This is a genomic window from Pseudomonas sp. YA1 (assembly GCF_058680555.1).
The window spans coordinates 56,974-83,349 of sequence record NZ_JBZWBG010000010.1 but is presented as its reverse complement, the minus strand read 5'-3'; the positions used below and the strand labels follow the sequence as shown (position 1 = coordinate 83,349).

General features: G+C 66.3%; 26 protein-coding genes. 8 read left to right on the top strand and 18 right to left on the bottom strand.

Going from position 1 to position 26,376, the window contains the following annotated elements:
* The first annotated feature begins 33 nt into the window (after positions 1-33).
* A complete protein-coding gene (locus AC4OR5_RS15740; protein ID WP_003087998.1) occupies positions 34-1,026 on the top strand; it encodes a YhdH/YhfP family quinone oxidoreductase in 993 nt (330 codons plus the stop codon).
* Here AC4OR5_RS15740 and AC4OR5_RS15735 read toward each other — a convergent pair.
* Entirely contained in the window at positions 1,013-1,888 is an 876-nt protein-coding gene (locus tag AC4OR5_RS15735) for an alpha/beta hydrolase family protein (RefSeq protein WP_003087999.1), read from the bottom strand. The two genes, AC4OR5_RS15740 and AC4OR5_RS15735, sit on opposite strands and share 14 nt — an antisense overlap.
* Positions 1,889-1,982: 94 nt before the next feature.
* Entirely contained in the window at positions 1,983-2,420 is a 438-nt protein-coding gene (locus AC4OR5_RS15730) for a hotdog fold domain-containing protein (RefSeq protein WP_003098177.1), read from the bottom strand.
* Positions 2,421-2,542: 122 nt separating this feature from the next.
* Between AC4OR5_RS15730 and AC4OR5_RS15725 the strand changes: the two genes are divergently transcribed.
* On the top strand, positions 2,543-3,124 hold the full coding sequence (locus AC4OR5_RS15725) for a TetR/AcrR family transcriptional regulator (RefSeq protein WP_003098179.1): 582 nt from the start codon (positions 2,543-2,545) through the stop codon (positions 3,122-3,124).
* A 64-nt stretch (positions 3,125-3,188) separates the two neighbouring features.
* Here the strand turns inward: AC4OR5_RS15725 and AC4OR5_RS15720 are convergent, their stop codons facing one another.
* The 4 genes from AC4OR5_RS15720 to AC4OR5_RS15705 all read right to left on the bottom strand — a co-directional run bounded on the left by AC4OR5_RS15720 (position 3,189) and on the right by AC4OR5_RS15705 (position 7,071).
* Complete coding sequence (locus AC4OR5_RS15720) at positions 3,189-3,686, bottom strand: DUF934 domain-containing protein (protein WP_003088003.1); 498 nt, start codon at positions 3,684-3,686, stop codon at positions 3,189-3,191.
* Positions 3,670-5,328 (bottom strand): nitrite/sulfite reductase, encoded by a 1,659-nt coding sequence (locus AC4OR5_RS15715; RefSeq protein WP_003088004.1) that lies wholly within the window; start codon positions 5,326-5,328, stop codon positions 3,670-3,672. Before AC4OR5_RS15715 ends, AC4OR5_RS15720 begins: the two co-directional genes overlap by 17 nt.
* Positions 5,329-5,738: 410 nt before the next feature.
* Positions 5,739-5,966, bottom strand: coding sequence for a DUF2970 domain-containing protein (locus AC4OR5_RS15710; RefSeq protein WP_003088007.1), 228 nt, complete (start codon positions 5,964-5,966; stop codon positions 5,739-5,741).
* A gap of 64 nt (positions 5,967-6,030) precedes the next feature.
* Complete coding sequence (locus AC4OR5_RS15705; protein WP_003088017.1) at positions 6,031-7,071, bottom strand: RNA methyltransferase; 1,041 nt, start codon at positions 7,069-7,071, stop codon at positions 6,031-6,033.
* Between the two features lie 97 nt (positions 7,072-7,168).
* Between AC4OR5_RS15705 and AC4OR5_RS15700 the strand changes: the two genes are divergently transcribed.
* Both AC4OR5_RS15700 and AC4OR5_RS15695 read left to right on the top strand, forming a co-directional pair.
* The gene (locus AC4OR5_RS15700) at positions 7,169-7,471 is read left to right on the top strand and encodes a DUF1883 domain-containing protein (RefSeq protein ID WP_003088019.1); all 303 of its coding nucleotides are present in this window, start codon (positions 7,169-7,171) and stop codon (positions 7,469-7,471) included.
* A gap of 13 nt (positions 7,472-7,484) precedes the next feature.
* Positions 7,485-7,982 carry a prolyl-tRNA synthetase associated domain-containing protein gene (locus AC4OR5_RS15695; RefSeq protein ID WP_003122823.1) on the top strand — a complete coding sequence of 166 codons (498 nt, stop codon included), beginning with the start codon at positions 7,485-7,487 and terminating at the stop codon, positions 7,980-7,982.
* A 30-nt stretch (positions 7,983-8,012) separates the two neighbouring features.
* Here AC4OR5_RS15695 and AC4OR5_RS15690 read toward each other — a convergent pair whose 3' ends face one another.
* The 4 genes from AC4OR5_RS15690 to tsi1 form a co-directional block, all read right to left on the bottom strand.
* The gene (locus tag AC4OR5_RS15690) at positions 8,013-8,375 is read right to left on the bottom strand and encodes a YggL 50S ribosome-binding family protein (protein ID WP_003108731.1); all 363 of its coding nucleotides are present in this window, start codon (positions 8,373-8,375) and stop codon (positions 8,013-8,015) included.
* A 14-nt stretch (positions 8,376-8,389) separates the two neighbouring features.
* Positions 8,390-12,094: a methionine synthase gene (gene metH, locus AC4OR5_RS15685; protein ID WP_058160650.1), complete on the bottom strand. Its 3,705-nt coding sequence runs from the start codon at positions 12,092-12,094 to the stop codon at positions 8,390-8,392.
* A 274-nt stretch (positions 12,095-12,368) separates the two neighbouring features.
* Complete coding sequence (tse1, locus tag AC4OR5_RS15680; protein ID WP_003088027.1) at positions 12,369-12,833, bottom strand: type VI secretion system effector peptidoglycanhydrolase Tse1; 465 nt, start codon at positions 12,831-12,833, stop codon at positions 12,369-12,371.
* A 41-nt stretch (positions 12,834-12,874) separates the two neighbouring features.
* Entirely contained in the window at positions 12,875-13,393 is a 519-nt protein-coding gene (tsi1, locus tag AC4OR5_RS15675) for a type IV secretion system immunity protein Tsi1 (protein WP_003132761.1), read from the bottom strand.
* 361 nt (positions 13,394-13,754) lie between these two features.
* Here tsi1 and AC4OR5_RS15670 point away from each other — a divergent pair, with 361 nt between their 5' ends.
* Both AC4OR5_RS15670 and nfuA read left to right on the top strand, forming a co-directional pair.
* Positions 13,755-16,043 carry a fatty acid cis/trans isomerase gene (locus AC4OR5_RS15670; RefSeq protein ID WP_116271237.1) on the top strand — a complete coding sequence of 763 codons (2,289 nt, stop codon included), beginning with the start codon at positions 13,755-13,757 and terminating at the stop codon, positions 16,041-16,043.
* Positions 16,044-16,165: 122 nt separating this feature from the next.
* Positions 16,166-16,750, top strand: a complete 585-nt coding sequence (gene nfuA, locus AC4OR5_RS15665) for a Fe-S biogenesis protein NfuA (protein WP_003088034.1) — start codon at positions 16,166-16,168, stop codon at positions 16,748-16,750.
* 58 nt (positions 16,751-16,808) lie between these two features.
* Here the strand turns inward: nfuA and AC4OR5_RS15660 are convergent, their stop codons facing one another.
* From AC4OR5_RS15660 to AC4OR5_RS15650, 3 genes are read right to left on the bottom strand one after another with little or no spacing between them, the layout of a single operon-like run.
* On the bottom strand, positions 16,809-17,978 hold the full coding sequence (locus AC4OR5_RS15660) for an MFS transporter (protein ID WP_058160645.1): 1,170 nt from the start codon (positions 17,976-17,978) through the stop codon (positions 16,809-16,811).
* A 4-nt stretch (positions 17,979-17,982) separates the two neighbouring features.
* Positions 17,983-18,225, bottom strand: coding sequence for a DUF1272 domain-containing protein (locus AC4OR5_RS15655; protein WP_023106630.1), 243 nt, complete (start codon positions 18,223-18,225; stop codon positions 17,983-17,985).
* 22 nt (positions 18,226-18,247) lie between these two features.
* Complete coding sequence (locus AC4OR5_RS15650) at positions 18,248-19,252, bottom strand: GlxA family transcriptional regulator (protein WP_003088040.1); 1,005 nt, start codon at positions 19,250-19,252, stop codon at positions 18,248-18,250.
* Positions 19,253-19,500: 248 nt separating this feature from the next.
* Between AC4OR5_RS15650 and AC4OR5_RS15645 the strand changes: the two genes are divergently transcribed.
* A complete protein-coding gene (locus tag AC4OR5_RS15645) occupies positions 19,501-20,706 on the top strand; it encodes a GGDEF domain-containing protein (protein ID WP_003088044.1) in 1,206 nt (401 codons plus the stop codon).
* Positions 20,707-20,754: 48 nt separating this feature from the next.
* On the opposite strand, the gene AC4OR5_RS15640 is transcribed toward AC4OR5_RS15645, so the two are convergent.
* Positions 20,755-21,030, bottom strand: a complete 276-nt coding sequence (locus AC4OR5_RS15640) for a DUF1652 domain-containing protein (protein WP_003098204.1) — start codon at positions 21,028-21,030, stop codon at positions 20,755-20,757.
* A 284-nt stretch (positions 21,031-21,314) separates the two neighbouring features.
* Here AC4OR5_RS15640 and AC4OR5_RS15635 point away from each other — a divergent pair, with 284 nt between their 5' ends.
* Positions 21,315-22,178: a LysR family transcriptional regulator gene (locus tag AC4OR5_RS15635; RefSeq protein ID WP_003108721.1), complete on the top strand. Its 864-nt coding sequence runs from the start codon at positions 21,315-21,317 to the stop codon at positions 22,176-22,178.
* Here the strand turns inward: AC4OR5_RS15635 and AC4OR5_RS15630 are convergent.
* The 4 genes from AC4OR5_RS15630 to AC4OR5_RS15615 all read right to left on the bottom strand — a co-directional run bounded on the left by AC4OR5_RS15630 (position 22,166) and on the right by AC4OR5_RS15615 (position 26,351).
* Positions 22,166-23,323 (bottom strand): CBS domain-containing protein, encoded by a 1,158-nt coding sequence (locus AC4OR5_RS15630; RefSeq protein ID WP_058160643.1) that lies wholly within the window; start codon positions 23,321-23,323, stop codon positions 22,166-22,168. The two genes, AC4OR5_RS15635 and AC4OR5_RS15630, sit on opposite strands and share 13 nt — an antisense overlap.
* 91 nt (positions 23,324-23,414) lie before the next feature.
* A complete protein-coding gene (locus AC4OR5_RS15625) occupies positions 23,415-23,636 on the bottom strand; it encodes a hypothetical protein (RefSeq protein WP_003108719.1) in 222 nt (73 codons plus the stop codon).
* Between the two features lie 2 nt (positions 23,637-23,638).
* Positions 23,639-25,081 carry a cytochrome-c oxidase, cbb3-type subunit I gene (gene ccoN / locus AC4OR5_RS15620; RefSeq protein ID WP_015503097.1) on the bottom strand — a complete coding sequence of 481 codons (1,443 nt, stop codon included), beginning with the start codon at positions 25,079-25,081 and terminating at the stop codon, positions 23,639-23,641.
* A 346-nt stretch (positions 25,082-25,427) separates the two neighbouring features.
* Positions 25,428-26,351: a DUF808 domain-containing protein gene (locus AC4OR5_RS15615; RefSeq protein WP_003088054.1), complete on the bottom strand. Its 924-nt coding sequence runs from the start codon at positions 26,349-26,351 to the stop codon at positions 25,428-25,430.
* Positions 26,352-26,376: the final 25 nt, after the last annotated feature.

Below are 26,376 nucleotides of genomic sequence, written 5' to 3'. Positions count from 1 at the left end.
CTGTCTTCAGGGTTTTCACGAGAGGAGGTCGAAATGGCTGTATTCAAGGCGTTGTGGGTGACGGAAGCGCCCCACGGCGTTTACGAAACGCAGGTGGTCGAGCGCGATACCGGCGACCTGCCGGCGGGCGACGTACTGATCCGCGTGCAGTATTCCTCGCTGAACTACAAGGATGCGCTGTCCGCCAGCGGCAACCGCGGGGTGACCCGCAAGTACCCGCATACCCCCGGCATCGATGCCGCCGGTGTGGTCGCCGAGTCCTCGGTGGCCGAGTTCGCGGCCGGCGACGAGGTGATCGTCACCGGCTACGACCTGGGCATGAACACCGCCGGCGGTTTCGGCCAGTACATCCGCGTGCCCGCGGCCTGGGTGATCAAGCGCCCGCAAGGCCTGAGCCTGCGCGAGGCGATGATCCTCGGCACCGCCGGCCTGACCGCGGCGCTCTGCGTCGAAAAGCTGGAGCGCAGCGGCCTGCGCCCCGACCATGGCTCGGTGCTGGTCACCGGCGCCAGCGGCGGGGTCGGCAGTATCGCCGTGGAACTGCTGGCCAAGCTCGGCTACACCGTGGCGGCCGCCACCGGCAAGCTGGAGCAGGCCGAGTTCCTCAACCGCCTGGGGGCCAAGCAGATCCTCGATCGCGCCACCGTGGCCGATGGCGTCGACAAGCCGTTGCTCAAGGAACAGTGGGCCGGCGCGGTGGACACCGTCGGCGGCGACATCCTCTTCAACGTGGTCAAGTCGTTGCAGTACGGCGGCAGCGTCGCCTGCTGCGGCCTGACCGCCGGCGCCGGCTTCAAGGCCTCGGTGCTGCCGTTCATCCTGCGCGGGGTCAACCTGCTCGGGGTGGACTCGGTGGAGCTGCCGCTGGTGGTCAAGGCGTCCATGTGGGACAAGCTGTCGCTGCAATGGAAGCTCGACAACCTCGAAGAGGTGGCGCGCGAGATCGCCCTCGAAGAGCTGCCGGGGGCGATCAACCAGATCCTCGCCGGCAAACTGGTCGGCCGGGTGCTGGTCAACCTCGGCTGAGGGCGTTGCCGGAGCCCAGCTCCGGCAACAGGTAGCCCGCCCATAGCGATTCGGCGAACTGCGGCCGGAAGAAGCCGAAATGGCCGATGTGGCGGGCGCCGATTTCCTCGGGAGCGATGCGCCAGGCGGTTTTCGGCGCTTCGCGGTAGAAGCCCAGCAGCGACTCGATGCTGCGTCGGGACATCATTTCATCGTCGGTGAACGACAGCGACACGATGGGCGTGCGTACGGCGGAGAAGGCGCGGCGGATAGCCTCGCCATCCGCGAGGGCGTACTGCGGATGCAGGCACCAGCGTCGCCATTGTTCGATCACCCCGCGCGGCAGGTCGCCGACCATGCCCAGGCGGCGCCCGGGAAAATAGCCGAGCAGCGGCGTCAGCAGGGGCGCGACGAGGTACCAGAACAACCAGACCTTGTTGCGCAACCGCGGGCTGTTTTCCTTCCAGTAGCCACTGCCGCTGGCGATGCTGAAGACCCTCTCGATACGCTCGCGCCCTTCGACGAAGGGCAGGATCTGGCCGCCCAGGCTATGGCCGATCCAGTACAGGGGCTTGCTCCCGCTCTCGGCGAGCGCGGCGGCGAGCATGGCGCTGCAGTCATGACGGGCCCAACCCAGCACATCGACCTCGAGACCGCGCAGCGAGCCGTTGCGCGATTGCCCCATGCCCAGGTAGTCGAAGGTGATGGCCAGGTAGCCGCGCTCTGCCAGCCAGGCGGCGAAGGGCGCGTAGAACCGCTGTTCCACGCCCATCGCCGGGACGATCAGGAGATAGCCGCGCGGCTCCCCGGCAGGCCGGTACCAATGGCTGGCCAGCGGATGGCCGTTGCCGTTATCGATGAGGCGTGGTTGCGGAGGGTTCATGCCGGTCTCCGTGGTCTGTTCGCGGCTTCGAGAATAGGGCTGGCCGCCAGGGCGCCTCCAGCCGGCCGAAAGCACGGCCGGGGCGCCCTGGCGGTCAGGCCTGGCTGACGTACATGGTGATCTCGGCGCGGAATACCGGCTTGTCGTCGACATAGGCGACCACCGGCACCACCAGGTTGCCGGTGGCTTGCCAGTCGATCTGGCTGCCGTCGGCCACCGCGCGCACGTCGCCAGTGGCCTTGGCCAGGTACTCGACGGTCATGCCGCGCGGAATCCAGCGATGGCCGGCGGGAATCGAGGCGTCGGTCATGGTCCCGGCGGCCAGTTCGGCGGCATTGCACAGGGCGATGGCATGCACCGTGCCGATATGGTTCAGCACCTCGCGGCGCTTGGGGAAGGTGACTTCGGCATAGCCGGGACGCAGTTCGACGAACTGCGGGGCGATGCTGGCGAAATAGGGTGCGAACTGGCCGATCATGGCGCTGAACTGGGCCGGGCCGACCTGCTGGTACATCTGCATCATCTGACTCATGGAAAACTCCGGGCGTTTCAGGATTGAAGATGTGTGCGCACCGGGGCAGTATACGAAGGTTAGAAATTTATTCTAGAAAAATATTCTAGTCAGCGTTTCGACGATTAACGACAAGGACCGACATGGGCCGTTCTTCCCGCAAAGACGAGATTCTCCAGGCCGCCCTGGCCTGCTTCAGCGAGCATGGCGTAGACGCCACCACCATCGAGATGATCCGCGACCGTTCCGGAGCGAGCATCGGTAGCCTCTACCACCATTTCGGCAACAAGGAACGCATCCATGGCGAACTGTACCTGGCCGGGATCGGCCAGTACGCGGCGTTGCTCGAAGCCGGCTTCGCCAGGGCGCGCAGCGCCGAGGAAACGGTCAGGTTGCTGGTCACCAGCTATATCGACTGGGTCGTGGCGAATCCTGACTGGGCACGCTTCATCCTGCACAGCCGCGGGCGGGTAGAGGCGGGGGAGTTGGGCGAGCGCCTGCGGGCCGACAACCAGGCCCACTTCGCGCGGATCCATGCGGCGCTGGCGGGATATCGGGCCGAGGGCCTGTTCCGCGAGATGCCGGACGACTGCTTTGCTTCGGTGGTGATCGGCCCGGCCCACGACCTTGCCCGCCAGTGGCTGGCCGGGCGAACCCGGGTGGCGTTGGCCGACTGTCGCGAACTGCTGGCGCAGGTGGCCTGGGACAGCGTGCGCGCGGCCTGAGGCGTCCGTGACCTCGGGAACGAAAAAGCCCCGCGGCTGCGGGGCTTTTTCGTCAGGGCCGGGTTCAGCCGCGGCGGCGGAACAGCGGCAGCGGCTGCTCCACCGAGGTCTGGTAGACCTCGCTGAAGTCGTCCAGGCTGGCCAGGGCGTCTTCCGGGCTGCGGTCGGCACGGATGGCGTAGGCGTCGAAGCCGCAGCGGCGCATGAAGAACAGCTGGTCGCGCAGCACGTCGCCGATCGCGCGGATCTCGCCCTTGTAGCCGTAGCGCTCGCGCAGCAGGCGCGCGCTGCTGAAGCCGCGGCCATCGGTAAAGGCGGGGAAGTTCACCGCGATCACCTGGAACCTGTCGAGGTCACCGGCGATGCTTTCCGGCTCCTCGTCCGCGTCCAGCCAGACCCCCAGGCCGCCGTCGCGGCCGCGCAGGGCCGGGCCGTGCTCGAGCCACAGGGCCAGCGGGATGATCACGTCGTCGCTGTTGGGCACGCTTTCCAGGGTCGCGTCCTTGGGCAGCAAGTGCCAGCGGTCGTCGACCACCTGGCGGTCCTTAATGATTCGCTGCATATACGCGCTCCTTGAACGGGTCGATACCGATACGGCGGAAGGTGTCGATGAAGGGTTCTTCCTCGGTCCGGCGTTCCACGTAGACCTGGATGATCTTGTCGATCACGTCGGCCATCTGCTCCTGGGCGAAGGACGGGCCGAGGATCTGCCCGAGGCTGGCGTCGCGCGCCGAGCTGCCGCCGAGGGAGACCTGGTAGAACTCCGCGCCTTTCTTGTCGACCCCGAGGATGCCGATGTGGCCGACATGGTGATGGCCGCAGGCGTTCATGCAACCGGAGATATTCAGGTCGATGTCGCCGATGTCGAATAGATAGTCGAGATTGTCGAAGCGGCGCTGGATGGCCTCGGCGATCGGGATCGACTTGGCGTTGGCCAGGGAGCAGAAGTCGCCGCCGGGGCAGCAGATGATGTCGGTCAGCAGGCCGACGTTGGGGGTGGCGAAGCCCAGTTCGCGGAGTTCGCCCCAGAGGGCGAAGAGTTCGCCCTGCTCGACGTCGGCGAGGATGATGTTCTGGTTATGGCTGTTGCGCACCTCGCCGAAGCTGTAGCGGTCGGCGAGATCGGCGATGGCGTCCAGTTGCTTGTCGGTGACGTCTCCCGGCGCGGTGCCGGTGGGCTTCAGCGAGAGCGTCACGGCGACGTAGCCGGGCTTCTTGTGGGCGAAGGTGTTGCGTGCGCGCCAGCGGGCGAAGCCGGGGTGCTCCGCGTCGAGCCGGGCGAGGGATTCATCGAGGTCGTCGAGGGCCTTGTAGGCCGGATCGACGAAATGCGCGGCGACGCGCTGGACTTCCGCCTCGGTGAGGGTGCTCGGTCCGTCCTTGAGGTTGGCCCATTCGGCCTCGACGCGCTCGGCGAAGACTTCTGGGGTCAGCGCCTTGACCAGGATCTTGATCCGCGCCTTGTACTTGTTGTCGCGCCGGCCATAGCGGTTGTAGACGCGCAGGATGGCATCCAGGTAGCCGAGCAGGTGCTGCCAGGGCAGGAATTCATTGATGAAGCTGCCGACGATCGGGGTCCGGCCCAGGCCGCCGCCGACCGAGACGCGGAAGCCGAGCTGGCCGGCCTCGTTCTTCACCGCCTCCAGGCCGATGTCGTGCACCTCGATGGCGGCACGGTCGCTCACCGCGCCGTTCACCGCGATCTTGAACTTGCGCGGCAGGTGGGCGAACTCGGGGTGGAAGGTCGACCATTGGCGGATGATCTCGCACCAGGGGCGCGGGTCCACCAGTTCGTCGCGGGCGACGCCGGCGAACTGGTCGGTGGTGGTGTTGCGGATGCAGTTGCCGCTGGTCTGGATCGCGTGCATCTGCACGGTGGCCAGTTCGGCGAGGATTTCCGGCACGTCTTCCAGCTCCGGCCAGTTGAACTGCACGTTCTGCCGGGTGCTGATGTGGGCGTAGCCCTTGTCGTAGTCGCGGGCGATCTGCGCCAGCTTGCGCAGTTGGCGCGAGGAGAGCAGGCCATAGGGAACGGCGATGCGCAGCATCGGGGCATAGCGCTGGATGTAGAGACCGTTCTGCAGGCGCAGCGGGCGGAACTCCTCACCGGTCAATTCACCCGCCAGGTAACGGCGGGTCTGGTCGCGGAACTGCTTGACGCGGTCCTCGACGATCCGTTGGTCGTACTCGTCGTATACGTACATGAATATTCCTGCTGTCAGGCTATGCGGCTTACTGCGTTAACCAGCGCGCACGGCTACGCGCTCCACGCGGAGTGGGCGCACGATACCAGTTCATATTTATGCGTAAAAGTGATGTTTGAGTATATGGTAAGAACCAAAAAGACTAAGTCGCCAGGCAAGCATAACCGCTTCGCAACGGCGCCTTTCTTGAGCGATGGGCGGCGCTGGTCTTAACTGGAGAGTGCCTTTCGATGTCTTCGTCCCGATACCCACAAGAAACAGGGGGAGTCATGAGCGAGCCGAGCAAAACCCAGGAAAACCGCGACAGCGTGGTCGACGCCCGCGCGGCCTTCGTCCTGATCCTGCTGGTGGTGGCTACCGCGGTGTTCTGGGTCAGCCACCAGTGAAAGCCCGCCTCGGCGGCGCAGAGGTCACAGGCCGCTGAGGCTCAGCACCAGTTTCACGATCCCGGCCAGCAACAGCACGAACACCAGGGTGAAGAGCAGGCCCAGCATGATGAAGTGCACGGGCTTGCCGTGGCTGAAGTCGCGGGCGCGGTTTCGCCCGCTCTGTACGCCGAAGGCGGCAGCCATCACGCTGTGCAGCATCTGCCAGAAGGTCGGCGGCTTCTGGTTCGGTTCTTCCGTCTCGATACCCATCGGTGGTCCTCCCTTTTCCATACCTGCCCTGAGAGTCTAGACCCTTGGCGGGAGGAGGGTGGCTTCAGGCCTGGCGGGCGGGGATGCGCCGTTCCGCCGTGCCCTGCGTGGCCCTGGCGCGCAGTTGCCCGCAGCCGCCGTCGATGTCCTGGCCGGCCGAGTTGCGCACCTTGGTCAGCACGCCGCGGCTGTGCAGGTAGCGCACCAGCTCGACGATCCGCTCCCCGCTCGGGCGCCGGTAGGCGTCGCCGTCCATGCTGTTATAGGGGATCAGGTTCATCACCGCGAAGCGGCCTTTGAGCAGGCGCAGGATGCCGTCCATTTCCTCCAGGCTGTCGTTGATCCCTTCGAGCAGGGTCCATTGGTACTGGATCGGATAGTCGACCCGGCGGGCGTAGGCCTCGCCGGCTTCCACCAGTTCTTCCGGGCTCAGCGGCGGCGCCTTGGGCAACAGTTGCCGGCGCAGTTCGGCGCGGGTGCTGTGCAGGGACAAGGCGAGGGCGGGCTTCACCCGTTGCCGGGGCAGGCGCTCGAACACGCGGGGATCGCCGACGGTGGAGAACACCAGGTTCTTGTGGCCGATGCCGCCATCGGTGCCGAGCAGGTCGATGGCTTCGAGGACGTTGTCGAGGTTGTGCGCCGGCTCGCCCATGCCCATGAACACCACTTTCTTCACCGCTCGCCGACGCCGCGCCAGGACCACCTGGGCGACCATCTCCAGGCTGCCGACCTGGCGCAGCAGGCCGCTGCGGCCGGTCATGCAGAACACGCAGCCGACCGCGCAGCCGACCTGGGTCGAGACGCACAGCCCACCGCGCGGCAGCAGCACGCTTTCCACCATCTGCCGGTCGGCCAGTTCCACCAGCAGGCGCGACGAGCCGTCGCTCGCCGGATGCTCGCTGTGCAGGCGGGCGATGCCTTCCAGTTCCGCGGCGACCTGGGGCAGACCGTGGCGTACGCCCAGCGGCAGGAAGTCCTCGGCCCGCTGGCGGGCGGTGCAGGCATCGAGGGCGCGGCCCTGCAGCCAGGCGCGGACGATCCTCCCGCAATGCAGGGGCTTGGCGCCGAGATCGGCGAGGCGCTGGTGGAGGTCTTGGCTACGCATGGGGCGCGCATCCTATCATTGCCCGTCATGAGGCGGTATGGCCGGCGCCGACGTGCTATCGTTGCGCTCCGCTCCACCGCAGCAACGGAACCGTTCCATGAAATTCGTCCACCAGCGCGAACACCTCAACGAAGACGACATCGTGGTCATCGAGTGCTCGCAGCAATGCAATATCCGCCTGATGAACGACGCCAATTTCCGCAGTTTCAAGAATGGCGGGCGGCATAGCTACCATGGCGGCGCCTTCGACCGCTTCCCGGCGAAGATCAAGGTGCCCAGCACCGGGTTCTGGAACATCACCATCGATACCGTGACCCGGCGCCCGATCAGCGTGACGCGCAAGCCGAACTTCAAGTGGTCGATCAAGTTCGTGCGCCGTTCCGGTTCGCAGTTCACCTGAGGGCGCGCGTCCCATGAGTGCGAAAATGGACGAGCAGGCGCTTCTGGCGTTGCTCCGCGAGCTGGCCATCGACAGCCAGCGGGTCGAGCATCCGGCCATCGCCTCCATCGAGGAATATTACGCGCAGGGCATCGAATTGCCCGACCAGGGCATCAAGAACCTGTTCCTGCGCAACCGCAAGGGTACTCGCCACTACCTGGTGCTGCTCGACGAGCGCAAGGAGGCCGACCTGCCGGGCATCGCCGAACAGATCGGCGAAAGCCGCCTGTCGTTCGCCTCGGTCGAGCGCCTGCGCGAATACCTCGGCGTCGAACTGGGCTGCGTGACGCCTTTCGCGCTGGTCAACGATCCGCAGCACAGGGTCGAGGTGTTGCTCGACGATGCCATTCGCCAGGACCAGTTGCTCGGTTTCCACCCGTTGGTGAATACCGCCACCGAGTGCATTCGCTACGCAGACCTGCTGGCCTTTCTCGCCCACACGGGGCATGAACCGCGCCTGATCCGGGTGTAGGTCGCAGCTTCGCGCCTGCTGGCGCCGGTTTCACTCGAAGAAGTTGTGCCAGCAGTCGCTCAACGGGCCGACCTCGAAGGTCTTGCACCAGGGTTGGGCTTCCAGCCACAGGCGGGCGCTTTCCCGGTCCGCCTCGTCCAGGCTGCCGACCCGCGCCAGGCACAGGTAGCCGCTGATCTCTGCCTGTTCCGGCGAGCCGCCACCGCCGAACACCCAGCCCTGGGCCTCGACGAAGTCGATCAGATGGTCCAGCGCATCGTCGTGGGAGAGGGCGCTGCGGTCGTAGGTCAGTTCGAAGCTGAAGCCGAACTCCTGGAACTCGCCCAGGCGCAGTTTCTTGCGCAGGCGGCGCTTGCGCGGCTTTTCCATCTGCTCGGGAGTGAGGAATTTCATCGTCGCCTTCCTGGTCAGTCGTCGTAGCCAAGGTTCGGCGCTAGCCAGCGCTCGCTGACGCTGGCTTCCTGGCCCTTGCGCTGGCTGTAGCGTTCCACCTGGTCCTTGTCGATCTTGCCGACCGCGAAGTACTGCGCCTGCGGGTGGGCGAAATACCAACCGCTGACCGCCGCGGCCGGGAACATCGCGTAGTGCTCGGTCAGGCTGACGCCGGACAGGCCCTGCGGATCGAGCAGTTCGAACAGGGTGCCTTTCTCGGTATGGTCGGGGCAGGCCGGGTAGCCCGGTGCCGGGCGGATGCCGACGTATTGCTCCTTGATCAAGGCCTCGTTGTCGAGGTGCTCGTCGCGGGCGTAGCCCCAGTACTCCTTGCGCACCCGCTCGTGCAGCCACTCGGCGCAGGCTTCGGCGAGGCGGTCGGCGAGCGCCTTGACCATGATGCTGTTGTAGTCGTCGCCCTTGGCTTCGTACGCCTTGGCCACTTCCTCGGCGCCGATCCCGGCGGTGGTGATGAAGCCGCCGATGTAGTCGCGCACGCCGCTTTCCTTCGGCGCGACGAAATCGGCCAGCGACAGGTTCGGCTTGCCGTCCGGCTTGATCGTCTGCTGGCGCAGGTGGTGCAGGGTGGCGAGGGTCTCGCCGTCGGTGTCGTAGACCTCCAGGTCGTCGTGCTCGACCTGGTTGGCCGGCCAGAAGCCGAACACCGCGCGGGCCTTGATCAGCTTCTCGTCGATCAGCTTCTTCAGCATCGCCTGGGCGTCGTTGAACAACGCGGTGGCGGCCTCGCCGACCACCTCGTCGGTGAGGATGCGCGGGTACTTGCCGGCCAGGTCCCAGGAAATGAAGAACGGCGTCCAGTCGATGTACTCGGCGAGCACCGCGAGGTCGATCTCGTCGAGCACCCTGACGCCGGTGAAGGAAGGCGTCGGCGCCTGGTAGCCGGCCCAGTCGAACGCTGGCTTGTTGGCGATCGCCTGTTCGTAGCTCAGCCGCTCGGTGCGGGCGCTGCGGTTGGCCGTGCGTTCGCGGACCACCGCGTAGTCGGCGCGGGTGCGGGCCACGTAGTCGGCCTTCAGCTCCTTGGACAGCAGGCTGGTGGCCACGCCTACCGCGCGCGAGGCGTCGGTGACGTAGACCACCGCGTCGTTGCTGTACTGCGGATCGATCTTCACCGCGGTATGCGCCTTCGAGGTGGTGGCGCCGCCGATCATCAGCGGCAACTGGAAATTCTGCCGCTGCATTTCCTTGGCGACGTGGACCATCTCGTCCAGTGACGGCGTGATCAGGCCGGACAGGCCGATGATGTCGCATTTCTCGGCGATGGCGGTCTGCAGGATCTTCTCCGCCGGCACCATCACGCCGAGGTCGACCACGTCATAGCCGTTGCAGCCGAGCACCACGCCGACGATGTTCTTGCCGATGTCGTGCACGTCGCCCTTCACCGTGGCCATCAGGATCTTGCCCTTGGCTTCCGGCTTGTCGCCTTTCTCCGCCTCGATGAAGGGAATCAGGTGGGCTACCGCCTGCTTCATCACTCGCGCGGACTTGACCACCTGCGGGAGGAACATCTTGCCGGCGCCGAACAGGTCGCCGACCACGTTCATCCCGGACATCAGCGGACCTTCGATGACCTCGATGGGGCGCGCGCACTGCTGGCGGCATTCCTCGGTGTCCTCGACGATCCAGGTGGTGATGCCCTTGACCAGCGCATGCTCAAGGCGCTTCTCGACGCTGTAGCTGCGCCATTCCTCGTCCTCTGCCTCCTTGACCGCGCCGCCGCCCTTGTAGTCGTCGGCGATCGCCAGCAGGGCCTCGGTGGCCTCGGGCGTGCGGTTGAGCACCACGTCCTCGACCCGGTCGCGCAGCGCTTTCGGAATCTCGTCGTAGATTTCCAGCTGGCCGGCGTTGACGATGCCCATGGTCAGGCCGTTGCGGATCGCGTAGTAGAGGAACACCGAGTGGATCGCCTCGCGTACCGGGTTGTTGCCGCGGAACGAGAAGGACACGTTGGACACCCCGCCCGAGCTGAGGGCGTAGGGCAGGTGGTCGCGGATGTAGGCGCAGGCGTTGATGAAATCGACCGCGTAGTTGTTGTGTTCCTCGATGCCGGTGGCGATGGCGAAGATGTTCGCGTCGAAGATGATGTCTTCCGGCGGGAAGCCGACTTCGTCGACCAGGATGTCGTAGGAGCGCTTGCAGATTTCTTCCTTGCGCGCCTGGGTGTCGGCCTGGCCGTCCTCGTCGAAGGCCATCACCACCACCGCGGCGCCGTAGCGCTTGCACAGGCGGGCGTGGTGCTTGAAGGCCTCGACGCCTTCCTTCATCGAGATCGAGTTGACGATGCCCTTGCCCTGGATGCACTTGAGGCCGGCCTCGATCACCTCCCACTTGGAGGAGTCGATCATGATCGGCACGCGCGAGATGTCGGGCTCGGAGGCGATCAGGTTGAGGAAGGTGACCATGGCCGCCTTCGAGTCCAGCATGCCTTCGTCCATGTTGATGTCGATCACCTGGGCGCCGGCTTCCACCTGCTGCTGGGCGACCTCGAGAGCTTCCGCGTAGTTTTCCTCGCGGATCAGCCGGGCGAACTTGGCCGAGCCGGTGATGTTGGTGCGCTCGCCGACGTTGACGAACAGCGAGCTGCGGTCGATGGTGAACGGCTCCAGACCGGACAGGCGGCAGGCCCGGGGAATCTCCGGGATGGCCCGCGGCGGGTACTTGGCCACTGCCTTGGCGATCGCCTCGATGTGCGCCGGGGTGGTGCCGCAGCAGCCGCCGACGATATTGAGGAAGCCGGCGGCGGCGAATTCCTCGACCACCACGGCCATTTCCGCCGGCGATTCGTCGTATTCGCCGAAGGCGTTCGGCAGGCCGGCGTTGGGGTGGGCCGAGACATGGGTGTCGGCCTTGGTCGACAGTTCCTCGATGTACGGCCGCAATTCCTTGGCGCCGAGGGCGCAGTTCAGGCCTACCGAGATCGGCCGGGCATGCCGCACCGAGTTCCAGAAGGCCTCGGTGGTCTGGCCCGACAGGGTGCGGCCGGAGGCGTCGGTGATGGTCCCGGAGATCATGATCGGCAGCTCCACGCCGAGTTCCTCGAACACGCCCTGGACGGCGAATATCGCCGCCTTGGCATTGAGGGTGTCGAAGATGGTCTCGATCAGGATCAGGTCGGCGCCGCCCTCGATCAGGCCGCGGGTCGCCTCGACGTAGTTCTCCACCAGCTCGTCGAAGGTGACGTTGCGGTAGCCGGGGTTGTTCACGTCCGGGGAAATCGAGCAGGTGCGGCTGGTCGGGCCGAGCACGCCGGCGACGAAGCGCGGCTTGTCCGGGGTCTCGGCGGTCTTCGCGTCCGCCACCTGGCGAGCCAGGCGCGCCCCTTCGACGTTGAGTTCGTAGGCCAGCGACTGCATGCCGTAGTCGGCCTGGGACACCTGGGTGGCGTTGAAGGTATTGGTCTCGAGGATGTCGGCGCCGGCGTCGAGGTAGGCCTTCTCGATGGCCTGGATCACGTCCGGGCGGCTCAGCAGCAAGAGGTCGTTGTTGCCTTTCACGTCGCTCGGCCAGTCGGCGAAGCGCTCGCCGCGGTAGTCGGCCTCTTCCAGCTTGTAGCTCTGGATCATGGTGCCCATGCCGCCATCGAGGATCAGGATACGTTCCCTGAGGGCGTGCTGGAGGGCTTGCAGGCGGGCGCTGCGATCGGTGAGCGGGCTGGACATGGATGGACCTGGCGTCAGTGGGCGGAAAGGTGAAAAGCATAACAAAGGCAGGGGCTTTCCGACCGGGGGTGGCTGGACCATGAATTTCATTCAAGTTGAAAGATGTTCATCCGCGGGCCGGAAAAGCCGCAGGCGCCGTTTTGTCGCAGCATACGGGCGGAATGCGGAGGTCGGAGTGCGCAGGCGGGTGGCGAAGGGGCGGGCGAGTGGAGTCGGGATGCTCGTGGGGAATCGTGCTGCGAATGAGTCTGGCTCATTCGCAGCACGGCCTGAATCAACTGGCCCTGGGCAGGCTGCAACTGGCCAGGGAGTAGACGTAGTAGTTGAGGCGGTCGCGGTCGGTGCGATTCCATACCTGGCCGACCGACTTCAGGCCCTGGCTCTGGCCGACCGCGCCGGCGATGCTGCCGCACCAGCACATCGGGTACTTCTGCCGATACAGCGGACCGCTGATGACCACCGCGACGTGCCCGTAGGTGCGGCCCTTCAGGCCGGCGATCACCAGGAAGCCCTGGGCCGCCTTCTGCGCGGCCTCGGCGCCGGAGGCGAGCTTGGTCCAGCTCTGCTCCAGGCCGTCGACCATGGCGTTGGCGTTGCCGCGGGGCATCGGTACGCCCAGCTCGGCGGCCACCGACTGGACGAAGCCGGAACAGTTGTCCTTGTTCGGGGTGCCGGCCAGGTAGCTCTTGTCCCAGCTGTTCTTGCAGGCGTTGACGATGCATTGATCGAGACTGTCCATGTATCACCTATGCGTGTCGATAAGGGGCGCTCCGGCCCGGATCATTTCTTTGCGGTCTGGCAGAACGGCGCGAGCGAACGCTTCACGATCTTCGCGCAGCTGTCGACGGATTCGCCCGAGCATTTCTCACCCAGGCGCAGCCCGTCCTTGTCCACCGCCCAGCGCTGGCCGGAGATGTCCTCGCGGTGCACCACCTTGCAGGTGGCGCTGTCGTAGGACACCAGCTCGGCGCTGGAGCCGCTGAATTCATGCATCAGCACGCGCCGGCCGTCCTGGCTCAGGAACACGCCGCCGCGCGACCAGATGCCGCCGTCCTCTATGCGGCAATCGTTGCCGCTGTCGCGGTCGGCCAGGTAGACCGGCGGTTCGGGAAAGGCATCGGGGTTGTCGTCGTTGGGATCCTCGTTGCTGAACATCACGCGGACGTGCTCGTCCTCGCCGCCGAACATGTTCGGCGAGCCGAACTGGGGCACGATTTCCAGCTGGGTGAAAGTACAGTCCGCCGCCTGGGCCGAAAGGCTCAGGAAGAGAGCGGCGAAGCTGCCGGCGAGCAGTTTCATGGGGCGGGTTCTCCGTTGGGCCGCCAGGGCGGCGAAAGGATGGACCAGGCCGCGCCGGGCGCGAACGGAAGCGCCGCCTGGCGACAGCAGGCGGAAAGCGGCGAAGAGGGGACGTGGGGCGCACGCGAACGGGCGCGGATGGGGCGCGGCGAGTCGAAACATATCCCTGTTTCCTCGAAGTCATCGTCCTTGATCGCCAGGGCGGGCCTGGGAGCCCGGCTAGCATACGTGGCGGCCGAAGCCGGTGGAATGCTGGCGAAATGGCGGCTCAGGCCCGGGGCGAGTTCGCCCGCCGTTGTGAAAGTGCGGCGCAGAGAGGCGGGTTTGCTAGAATCGCCCGTCGCCGAGTGAGGAGTGGTTCATGTTGCCAAGACCGTTGGTTGGGTTGGCCTTCGTTTTGTCGTCTTTTATCCAGTCTGTTTCCGCTGCTGAAATTTCCTATAGCCGTGACGTCCAGCCGATCTTTACCGCCAAGTGCGTCGCCTGCCACGCCTGCTACGACTCGCCCTGCCAGCTCAACCTGAGCAGCGCCGAGGGCGCGCAGCGCGGCGCCAACCAACTGCCGGTCTACGACGGCACGCGGACCAAGGCGCAGGAAACCACCCGCCTGTACCTCGATGCGCACGGTGCCGACGCCTGGCGGCGCAAGGACTTCTGGTCGGTGCTCGAACCGCAGGACGGCCAGGCCGCACTGATGGCGCGGATGCTCGAGCTTGGCCACAGCCAGCCGTTGCAGCCGAATGCGAAGATCCCCGAAGGCCTGGACATTTCGATCAACCGCGCCAACCAGTGCCCGACGCCGGCCAGCATCGATGCGTTCATCCGCAAGAACCCAGGTTCCGGCATGCCTTTCGCGGTGGCCGGGCTGAGCGACGACGAATACGCCACTTTGCAGAAGTGGCTGGCCGCGGGCGCCCCGGTCGACCAGCAGCCGTTGCGGCCGACCGCCGCCGAGGCGCGCCAGGTGGCCAGCTGGGAGCGTTTCCTCAACCAGCCTGGGGCCAAGCAGAGCCTGGTCTCGCGCTGGCTCTACGAGCACCTGTTCCTGGCGCACCTGTATTTCCCGGAACAGGGCGCGCCCGGCCACTTCTTCCAGCTGGTGCGTTCACGCACGCCCAGCGGCCAGCCGATCGACCCGATCCCGACCCGGCGTCCCAACGACGATCCGGGCAACAGCTTCTATTACCGCCTCTGGCCGATCCAGGGCGTGATCGTCCACAAGACGCACATCACCTATCCGCTGACGGCGAAGAAGCTGGAACGCGTCCAGGAGCTGTTCTTCGGCACCCAGTGGAACACCGACAAGGTTCCCGGCTACGGCGTGCAGAGCCGCGCCAACCCGTTCGTCACCTTCGCTGCGATCCCGCCACGGGCGCGCTACCAGTTCATGCTGGACAACGCCGAGTACTTCACCCGTACCTTCATCCGCGGGCCGGTCTGCCGTGGACAGATCGCCACCGACGTGATCCGCGACAACTTCTGGGTGGTATTCCAGGACCCCGAGCAGGACCTGTTCGTCACCGACGCCAACTTCCGCGCGCAGAGCGAGCCGCTGCTGGCCTTGCCGGGGCAGATCGACGAGCTGAAGAACCTGCTCGGCCTGTGGAGCGCCTACCGGGACAAGCGCAACGAGTACGAAGACCTGCGCCAGGACGTCTACGCCGACGCGCCGCCGCCGACCTGGAACACGATCTGGCACGGCAACGACAACGCCCTGCTGAGCATCTTCCGCCAGTTCGACAGCGCCTCGGTGCGCAAGGGCCTGCTTGGCGAGGTACCGCAGACCCTGTGGCTGATGGACTACCCGCTGTTCGAGCGAACCTACTACGGGCTGGTGGTGAACTTCGATGTCTTCGGCAACGTCTCGCACCAGGCGCAGACGCGCCTGTACTTCGACCTGATCCGCAACGGCGCCGAGCAGAACTTCCTCCGCTTGATGCCGGTCGACGCGCGCCAGCCGTTGCTTGACGACTGGTACCAGAACAGCGGCAAGCTGAAGATGTGGATGGACTACCAGGCCTTCGACGATGACACGCCGAGCGCGCTGGGATTGCCGGAGAAGCAGCCGAAGAAGGCCTTCGCCGAAGAACTGCTGCGTCGCTACGGCGACCTCAATGCGCGCCCCGACCCGATCAACCGCTGCCTGGACGGCAACTGCTATCGACCGGGCATCGACCGCGAACTGCAGGACGCCGAGCAGGCCTTCAGTCGCCTGGTCAGCCGGCCGGCGGCCGGCCTCAAGGTCATCGAGCGCTTCCCCGAGGCGACCATGCTGCGGATACGTACGTCCAGCAGCAAGCGCGAGATCTATACCGTGCTGCGCAACCGCGCGCACAGCAATGTCGCCTTCATGCTCGGCGAGTCGCTGCGCTACCAGCCGGGCCTGGACACCCTGACGATCTACCCCGGCGTGCTGTCCAGCTATCCGAACTTCATGTTCGATCTGCCGGCGACGGATGCCGAGGCCTTCGTCGGCGCCCTGGAGGCGGCGAAGAGTAGCGAGGACTTCGACAAGGTGGTCGAACGCTGGGGCGTGCGCCGCAGCAATCCGCAGTTCTGGAGCTACTTCCACGATCTCGAGGCGTACATCCGCGAAACCGAACCGGTCGAGGCGGGCGCGCTGGACATGAATCGCTACGAGAACCTCTGAGCGTCGCGACCCGCTCCGCAAGGGGCGGGTCGGTTATCGCGAATTATTCCTACTAATTTACTAGGGCTTTATCCGCAAGTACCGATTGGCGTAAACTGTCGGCATATTTGCGAGGAGTTGCCATGAGCGCCATCACCATTACCGAAGCTGCCCAAGCGTATCTGGCCGAGTTGCTGGAGAAGCAGAGCACCCCGGGTATCGGCATTCGTATCTTTATCACCCAGCCGGGTACCCAGTACGCGGAAACCTGCATCGCCTACTGCAAGCCGGGCGAGGAAAAGGTCGAGGACACCGCCATCGCCCTGAAGGACTTCACTGCCTGGATCGATGCGGTCAGCGAGCCCTTCCTCGAAGACGCGGTGGTGGACTACGCCACCGACCGCATGGGCGGCCAGTTGACCATCAAGGCGCCGAACGCCAAGGTGCCGATGGTCAACGAGGACAGCCCGATCACCGAACGCATCAACTACTACCTGCAGACCGAGATCAATCCCGGCCTGGCCAGCCACGGCGGACAGGTGAGCCTGGTCGACGTGGTCGAGGACAACATCGCCGTGTTGCGTTTCGGCGGCGGTTGCCAGGGCTGCGGGATGGTCGACATGACCCTCAAGGATGGCGTCGAGAAGACCCTGATCGAGCGTATTCCCGAACTGAAGGGCGTGCGCGACGTGACCGACCACAGCAACAAGGAGAACGCCTACTACTGAGGCGTTTCCGTAAAGCAGAAGAGGCGACCGCAAGGTCGCCTTTTTCGTTGCCGGCGTTTCAGCGCGACAGTATCCGCGTTCGCCGTACCGGCCAGAGCAGTGCCAGCGCCACCAGCAGCGCCGGCCAGACCAGCAGGTTCACCGCGTTCCAGCCAAGGCTGGTGATCAGGGCGCCGGAGCCGAACGACATCAGCGCCGCCACCAGGCTGTTGCCTTGCTCCATCAATCCTTGCGCGGCGCCGCGCTCGCTTTCGGCGTGGCCCTCGCCGAGCAGGGTGGTGCCGGCGATGAGCATCAGGTTCCAGCCGCTGCCCAGGGCCAGCGAACTGAGCAGGAAATGTATGACCGACTGCCCGCCCAGGGCGATGCCGGCACTTGCGGCGAGCAGGAGCGCGCCGAGCAGGGCGACGCGACGGTTGCCGATGCGGTCGACCAGCGCTCCGGCGAAGAACGCCGGAAGGAACATTCCCAGCACGTGCCACTGGATGACCCGACTCGACTGTTCCAGCGGCAGGCCGCAGAAGCTCATGGCCAGCGGCGTGGCGTTCATGATCAGGATCATCAACCCGTGTCCCGTCGCGGTGCAGGCGATGGCCGCGCGGACCACCGGCCGCCGCAACAGGCCGCCTATGTCGCGCCAGGCGAGTCGTGCCGGGCGCGGCGCCTGGCCTTCGCGGAGCAGGGCCATCAGCAGCAGGCCGGCGAGGGCCAGCGCGGCGATCAGCAGATAGGCGCCGACGAAGGGCTGGGCCAGCGCGTTGCGCGACCACAGCGCCAGGCTCGGCGCCAGCAGCGCGGCGAGTACCCCGCCGGCGAGCACGTAGGCGCTGGCGCGGCCTTTCCGCCCGGCATCCACCGCCTCCAGCGCGGCGAACCGGTAGTACATGGCCGAGGCCTGGTAGACCCCGATGCCCAGCGCGCCGAGACAGAACCAGAGGAAATCGCCAGTCCAGACACCGGCGGCGCAGACCAGACCGCCGAGCACGCCGCCGCCGGCGCCGAGCATCAGCCCGGGACGTCGGCCGTGGCGCTGCATGAAGTGCGACAACGGCTGCACCGCCAGCAGGTTGCCCAGCACCAGCAGGGCCAGGGGCAGGGTGGCCAGGCTGTTCAACGGCGCCAGCTGGACGCCGACCAGGGCGGTCAGGGTTATGCCGATCAGCGAGCAGGACCAGTACAGGGCCTGGCCGCAGAACAGCAGGAGCAGGGTCGGGTTGCGTAGCAGCATGGCGTCACTCCGGACAACCGCCGGGCTTGACGACGCGCCGGCTGGAGGCAGGCTGACGGACCAGCGCATCCCGCGGACGCCTTGGCCGGGCCAGCAGTTCGCCGCCGCAGTTCGGGCATTGGCCGCCCAGGCGGGTCGTCGCGCAATCGCGGCAGAAGGTGCACTCGAAGGTGCAGATCAGCGCGTCGCCGCTGTCGCCGGGCAGGTCGCGGTCGCAGCACTCGCAGTTGGGGCGCAGTTCCAGCATGGGAAGGTCCTTGGTGGGAGCGTCAGGCCAGCATGCCGAAGCGTTCGGCGTATTCCTGGGGGCTGACCGAAAGATGCTTGTGGAACGTCCGCCGGAGGTTTTCCGGATGGCCGAAGCCGCACAGCCGGGACACCGTGGCGATCGATGCCTGGGCGTCCTGCAGCAGGGCGCGCGCGGCCTCCAGGCGAACCCGCTCGACGTAGCGACCGGGCGCCACGCCCAGTTCCTGGAGAAATACCCGGGACAGCGTACGCGGGCTCATGCAGGCCCGGTCGGCGAGGGCTTCCAGGGACAGGTCGCCGGCGAGGTTGGCGGGAATCCACTCCAGCAGCGCGGCCAGGCGCGGGGTGCGGCTCGGTTCCGGGGTCAGCCAGGCGCTGAACTGGGCCTGGCCGCCAGGACGCTTGAGGAACATCACCAGGCGTCGCGCGACGCTGAGCGCCAGGCTGCGGCCGAGGTCGGCCTCGACCAGCGCCAGGGCCAGGTCGATTCCCGCCGTGACGCCGGCCGAGGTGAAGATGTGGGCGTCGCCGTCGCGGCACTGCGGGTCGTAGGTGTGCAGGCGGTCGCCTTGCACATGGACGCCGGGAAACCCCTGGCGCAGCGTCGCCACGTCGGCCCAGTGGGTGGTCGCCGGGTGCCCGTCGAGAACCCCGGCGGCGGCCAGGATCAGCGCTCCCGAACACACCGAGCCGAGCCGCCGTATGCGCGGTTCGGCGGCTTTCAGCCAGGCGAGCAGGTCGGCGTTGCGGGTCTGCGCCTCGACACCGAGGCCGCCGGGCACCAACAGGGTGTCCAGGCTTTCCGGTGGACAGTCGCGCCAGGCGAGGTCGGCGCAGATGCGGATGCCCGCGGAACTGGGCACCGCTTCGCTACGCTCGCCGAGCACCTGTATCCGGTAGAAAGGCGGCAGACCCTGGCGCTGGCGTTCGACGTTGGCCGAGGCGAATACCTGCAGCGGTCCGGTCACGTCCAGGCTCATCACGTCGGGATAGATCAGGCAGGCAATCAGGCGTGGTTCGGGCATGGCATGACCTCATGGCGATGGCGGCAGTCTGGCCTCCTTCGGACCTGGCCGCAATGCCAGTTGGCCCACGGATCTTGCCATTCGCTCGCCGGGGCGTCCCGCTGCGCCGATGGCTGGTATCGCCTCGGCACGCCGCATGCCCTATTGTCTGGTAACGGGTGATGGCTTTTTGACTCATCGCTGTAGAGGCGCCAGGGTATTGTCGTCCAGGCCTGTTCCAGCGTTCGGTCCGAGGTAGGGGAGTCAGCATGCTTGCACGCGACGGCCTGGTACAGGCTGGTCTGCCGGATAATCCGTATGCGCGCCAGTTGCGCAACGGTTTTCGTTGGTTGCGGTTCGAAAAGGAGCTGGAAAACGAGTTTCGCGAGTTTCTCAGTTGGAACTCGCTGATGCAGCGGCGTGCTGCCATCGGGGTGGCGTTCCTGATCTGGGCGCTGTTCATCGTGGCCGACTGGATGATGGTGGACATCCGCCTGCACCCCAGCCTGTTCGAGCAACTGCTGGGCGTGCGCCTGGGAATGATCGGCCTGCTGCTGGTGGTCTGGCCGGCGGCCTTCCTGCCCAGCCTGCGCAAGGTCGGCGATGCCATCGCCCCCTACTGCCTGCTGCTGATCAACCTGGCGGTGCTGGCCTGCGACGTGCTGTTCGAGTGGCATGGGGTGCCGCGCTTCACCCAACTGGGCGCGACCCTGGGCATCCTCGCGGTGTTCTTCCCACTCGGCCTGGCGTTCTGGGCCTGCGTGCGCCTGGCGTTGCTGTGCCTGGCCCTGAACCTGGCGGTATTCCTGCTCTTCGGCGGCGAAGAGAACCTGCGCACCAACCTGCTGAATACGCTCTACAACGGCCTGGTGGTGCTGATCTGTTCGTTCGCCCTGTACCTGCAGGACTACGCCCAGCGCGAGCAGTTCCTCGGCCGGCGGCTGCTGGGCATGATGGCCGAACAGGACAGCCTCACCGGCCTGGTCAACCGACGCTACTACGAGCTGCTCGCCCAGCGGGCCCTGGAGCAGGGCGCCCGCGAGGAAAAGGGGGTGGCGCTGATCCTGGTGGATGTCGACGACTTCAAGGCCTACAACGACCACTACGGGCATCCGGCCGGCGATGCCGCCCTGCGCCAGCTTGGCGTCGTGCTCCGGCAGGGCGCGCGGCGGCCGCTGGATATCGCCGCGCGCCTGGGCGGGGAGGAGTTCGCCGTGTTGCTCTACGACAGCGAGGAGGGCAACACCCTGGCCATCGCCGAGCGCCTGCGGCAGGCCGTGGAGGCGCTGGGCATCGAGCACCTGGGCTCCAGCGCCGGCCCCTGCCTGACCATCAGCCTGGGGGTGGCCTATTCGACCTCCGGCATGGGCCTGGACGCGCTCTATCGCGAGGCCGATCGCGCGCTCTACGAGGCCAAGGATGCAGGGCGCAACGCGGTGCGCGTGGCGTTCCGTCAGCACGACCGCCTCGAATAGAGGAAACGAAAAAGGCGCCCGTGGGCGCCTTTCGTCGTATGGAGCGGCTCAGCCTTGGCTGGGCATACTCCAGTCCTGCAGGTTGTAGCCGTTGTGGCTGAGTTCTTCGCGTGCCTGTTGCAGCAGGCCGGCAAGCTGCTCCGGATCGGAGTAGGCGGAGCTCGGAATGCGTGCACGGCCCAGCAGGCGGGTGCCGGTGCGATCGACTACGGACAGGCTCAGGCCGCCGTCACTGCCTAGCTCGGACCAGGCAACGCACTGGTATGGCTGGAAGGCGCGCCCGGTGATCAGCAAAGCCTCGTTGAAACGGAGCGTAGCGTTCATGGGAGTCGGTCTCTCTCGTTCATGTCTGTGTGGAACATGGGTGGCGCTTCCCGGCTCCACCGTGTTCGGTCACGCTAACTGATGCTTTCGAAAGCGAAAAAGTCACGGCGTGGCGCGTTTGTGCAACAGGTTGTCGCTTTTTCGAAGGGTTTAGGCGTGCCGAAGCGGCTAGGCGCGGTGTTTTGTCGCAGATTTCCAGGAGCGCGGCCAGGCCGCCTTGCGCTCGCCGCCCGCGCCTGCACAGCCTAGAATGGCGGCCCACCTGTGGCAGCGGACCGCTTCGCATGGATATCGACCTCGCCCGTACCTTCCTGGAGATCGCCCGCAGCGGTAGTTTCGTCGCTGCCGCGGAACGCCTGCACCTGACCCAGACGGCCGTCACCGCGCGCATCCAGAACCTCGAAGGGCAACTCGGCTGCCGGCTGTTCGTGCGCAACCGCGCGGGCGCGCGCCTGACCGCCGACGGCGAACACTTCCTCGGCTACGCCAGCCAACTGGTGCAGACCTGGGATGCGGCGCGACGCGACCTGCCGCTGCCGGACGGCTTCCGCAACCTGCTCAACCTCGGTGGCGAGGTCAGCCTGTGCAATCCGTTGCTGCTGAACTGGATGCGGCGCCTGCGCGAGGCGATTCCCGGCCACGCCGTGCGGGTCGAGATCGGCCAGGGCGCCGACCTGCTCAAGCAACTGGAGCAGGGCGCGCTGGATGCCGCGCTGGTCTACCAGCCGGAATACTGGCCGGGGCTGCAGGTCGAGCAGTTGCTGGAGGAAAAGCTGGTGATGGTGCGTTCCGTGGTATCCGCGGAGCCCTATCTGTATGTCGACTGGGGCCCGGATTTCCGCAGCCAGCACGATGCCGCGCTGCCGGACCGGGCCAAGGCCGCGCTGGCCTGCAACCTCGGGCCGCTGGCCCTGCAGTACATCATGCAGAACGGCGGTAGCGGCTATTTCCGTACCCGGGTGGTGAGCAGCTACCTGGATGGCGGCACCCTGCAACGGGTCGAGCAGGCGCCGGAGTTCGCCTACCCGACCTACCTGGTGTACTCCCGCGAGCGCCTGTCGCCGACCCTGCGCCATGCGTTCCAGTTGCTGCGCGAAGTGGTCCGCGAGGACAGCGACTGGTCGCAGCGCTGGGACTACGTGATCTGATCGGCCTGGCCCAGGTGCTGCAGCCAGTTGCGGTAGAGCGCGGCGATCAGGTCGGTCTGGCTGACGATGCCGACCAGGTAGCCGGCTTCGTTGAGCACCGGCAGGCAGTGCAGGCCTTCGTCGGATAGCAGCGAGACCAGCTCGACGGCGTGGGTGTCGGCCTGTACGCAGACCACCGGGGTGGTCATGATCGTCTTCAGCTTGGTCCCGCGCAGGAAGCGCAGGCGCTTGAACGGGCTGCCGTCGGGGCGGAAGTGCTTGAGCAGGTCGCTCTGGGTGACGATGCCGGCCAGCCGCCGATGCTCGTCGAGCACCGGCAGGGCCTTCAGGCGGTGGTCCTGCAACTGCTTCCAGGCGTCGTCGATGAAGGTCTCGGTGCTGGCGGTCTGCACGTCGCGGGACATGATCCGTGCCGCGGTCAGCTCGCCCATGCGCCGGCGCAAGGCGTAGCGCTCGGTGTGGTGGATCAGTCGCTCGAGGTCGTCGCGGGTGATGTCGACGTATTCGCCGAAGTCTTGCAGCGCCTGGTCCAGGTCCCGGGCGGAGAAGTCCGTTCGCGCGCTCGGCGCCAGGTCGCGGGTGCCATGGAGATTGGCCCGCGGCGGCTGGTAGGGGCGCGGGTAGGGAGAGCGCATCAGGTTGTTGTAGAGCAGCGCGCAGCCGATCAGTACCAGGGTGGAGAGCAGGATCGGCCAGACCACGTCGATGCCGAGTTCGCTCAGGGACGGGTTGAGGGCCACGCTCAGGGCCAGCGCGCAGCTCGGCGGATGCAGGCAGCGCAGGGCGAACATCAGCAGCATGCCGAGGGCCATGCCGACCAGGGCCGGGGCCAGATCGTGTCCGAACCAGTAGGCGCTGAGACCGCCGGCCAGGGCGGCGACCAGGTTGCCGCCGAACATCGACCAGGGTTGCGCCAGGGGGCTGGAGGCGAGGGCGAACAGTAGTACGGCGGATGCGCCGAGCGGCGCTGCCAGGCGCAGCGCCAGTTCGCTGCCGAACAACGCCTGGCAGGCGAATACCGCGGCGAGCGCGCCGATGCAGGCACCGAGTCCGGCGCGCAGGCAGTCGCGCGGTCGAGCGTTCAGGGTCAGGGGGCGGAAGCCTTTCAGCCAGGTGCGTACGGCGGTGCTGGGGGAGTCGTTCATGGAACTCTTCGAAGCGAAAGAAAGGGGCCGTTGCCGGCCCCGCAAGGCACTTTCGTGCTGGAGGCATCCATCCCTGGATGATGGAGTCGGTTCAGGCGAGGAACGGCGGGCCGGCGGCCTCGCGGGATTCCTCGAGGGGGCGGACCACCTGCCGGCAGATCTTGCCGGTATCCCGGGCGACCCGGCGGGCGGCCTCGGGATCGTCGGCGAACGGCAGCAGGGCGGCCTGCTCGCGTTCCTCGCGGGTACTGCCGGCGAGGCTGAGCGCGAGGCCGAGCACCAGGGTGGAGAGGCACAGCAGGGACAACAGCATGTTCAGGCCCCCTGGCTGGCCGCCAGGACCGGCTGCCGCTGCTCCTGCGCGCTGCGCAGGGTCCGCCAGGTGTTGTAGGCCATCAGCAGCATGCCGCTGGCGAAGGTGGCGCCGCCGAGCAGGCGCACCACGTAGCCCGGATGGCTGGCCACCAGCGCCTCGACGAACGAGTAGGTGAGCGTGCCGTCCTCGTTGATCGCCCGCCACATCAGGCCCTGGGTGATGCCATTGACCCACATCGAGGCGATGTACAGCACGGTGCCGATGGTGGCCAGCCAGAAGTGCGCGTTGATCAGGCCGACGCTGTGCATCCGCTCGCGGCCCCAGAGTTTCGGGATCATGTGGTAGAGCGTGCCGATGGAGATCATCGCCACCCAGCCGAGGGCGCCGGCGTGGACATGGCCGATGGTCCAGTCGGTGTAGTGGGACAGCGAGTTGACCGTCTTGATCGCCATCATCGGGCCTTCGAAGGTGGACATGCCGTAGAACGCCAGGGACACCACCAGGAAGCGCAGGATCGGGTCGTCGCGCAACTTATGCCAGGCCCCGGAGAGGGTCATCATGCCGTTGATCATGCCGCCCCAGCTCGGTGCCAGGAGGATCAGCGACATCACCATGCCCAGCGACTGCGCCCAGTCCGGCAGCGCGGTGTAGTGCAGGTGGTGCGGACCGGCCCAGATGTAGATCGAGATGATCGCCCAGAAATGCACGATGGACAGGCGATAGGAGTAGATCGGTCGCCCGGCCTGCTTGGGCACGAAGTAGTACATCATGCCGAGGAAGCCGACCGAGAGGATGAAGCCGACCACACTGTGCCCGTACCACCACTGGATCATCGCGTCGGTGGCGCCGGAATAGGCCGAGTAGGACTTGCCCAGGCTCACCGGCAGCAATGCGTGGTTCACGATATGGACCATCGCGGTGACGATGATGAAGGCGCCGTAGAACCAGTTGCCGACGTAGATGTGCTTCACCTTGCGGCGGGCGATGGTGCCGAAGAACAGGTAGGCATAGACCACCCAGACGATGGCCATCCACAGCGCCAGTGGCCATTCCATCTCGGCGTATTCCTTGGAGGTGGTGTAGCCCAGCGGGTAGCTGACGATCATCCCCACGATCGCCGCCTGCCAGCCCCAGAACACGAAGCGCGCCAGGACGTCGGAAATCAGCCGCACGCCGCTGGTGCGCTGCACCACGTAGAAGGAGGTGGCGAACAACGCGCTGCCGCCGAAGGCGAAGATCACCAGGCTGGTGTGGATCGGGCGGATGCGGCCGAAGCTGGTCCAGGGCAGGTCGAGGTTGAGCGCCGGCCAGACCAGCTGGGCGGCGATGAACACCCCCAGGCCCATGCCGAGGATGCCCCAGACCAGGGTCATCAGGGTGAACTGGCGGACGACGTCGTAGTTGTAGCCGTCCGGATCTTTTCTGCTATCCGTATCGTTCATGGTCGCTGGCACGCCGGGCCCCGGGGTCCGGCCGGCTGGCGAGCAGGCGCGACCCTCGGGTCCTCGTTGGGTTATCGGTATTTTTCTGGGTATCCCGTTGCCGGGTCGATGGAGTGCGGAGGTCGGATCTTCGTCTGGAAGGCTCGGAACAGACGGCTCATGGCACTGGTGGACATTCTAGGAGGGGAGCTTTATTCGTCTCCAACGAATAATGTTGCTATTACAGTGCAAAATTATTGAATTGAAACGGAGGGGGACTTCTGGGGCAGGGCGCACAACCGCTTCGTGGGATGTGCGCCAGGGCGGCTATCCGCCCTCCGCGATGGTGCTGCCGGCGATGGCAGGCTCAGCCAGTCTTTTTCTTCTTCGGCAGCAGGCGCTTGACCAGCAGCACCCCCGCCAGCACCACGGCGCCGGCGACGATGCCGAACAGGAAGTTCAGCAGGGTCGGGGTGATCGCCGCCAGCAACGGGCCCAGCGTGGCGATGCCGGCGACGCTCTGCGCGGCCTGTTCGATGGCGTGGTGGACCACCGGGATACCGTGGGTGAGGATGCCGCCGCCGACCATGAACATCGCCGCCATGCCGACCACCGACAGGCCTTTCATCAGGTACGGCGCGGTGCGCAGGATGGCGCCGCCGAGCCCTTGGGCGAAGCCGCTGTCGCGCTTGGACAGATAGAGGCCGGCGTCGTCCAGCTTGACGATGCCGGCGACCAGGCCGTAGACGCCGATGGTCATCACCAGGGCGATGCCGACCAGCACCAGCACCTGGGTGGTGAAGCTGGATTCGGCGACGGTACCGAGGGTGATGGCGATGATTTCCGCGGAGAGGATGAAGTCGGTACGGATCGCGCCGCCGATCTTCTGCTTTTCCAGGGCGGCCACGTCGACATTGGCCGCCAGCGCTGCCTCGTCGGCGTGCTCGTCGTCATGGGGCAGGTATTTGTGGGCGATCTTCTCGAAGCCCTCGAAGCACAGGTAGGCGCCGCCGAGCATCAGCAGCGGGATCACCGCCCAGGGCGCGAAGGCGCTGATCAGCAGGGCGGCGGGGACGAGGATCGCCTTGTTCCGCAGCGAGCCCTTGGCTACCGCCCAGACCACCGGCAGTTCGCGGTCGGCGTTGACCCCGGTGACCTGCTGGGCGTTCAGCGCCAGGTCGTCGCCGAGAACGCCGGCGGTCTTCTTCGCGGCGACCTTGGTCATCAGCGAGACGTCGTCGAGCACCGCGGCAATATCGTCGAGGAGGGTGAGGAGGCTGGCTCCGGCCATGTTTGGGTTTCCTTACTGGTAGGGG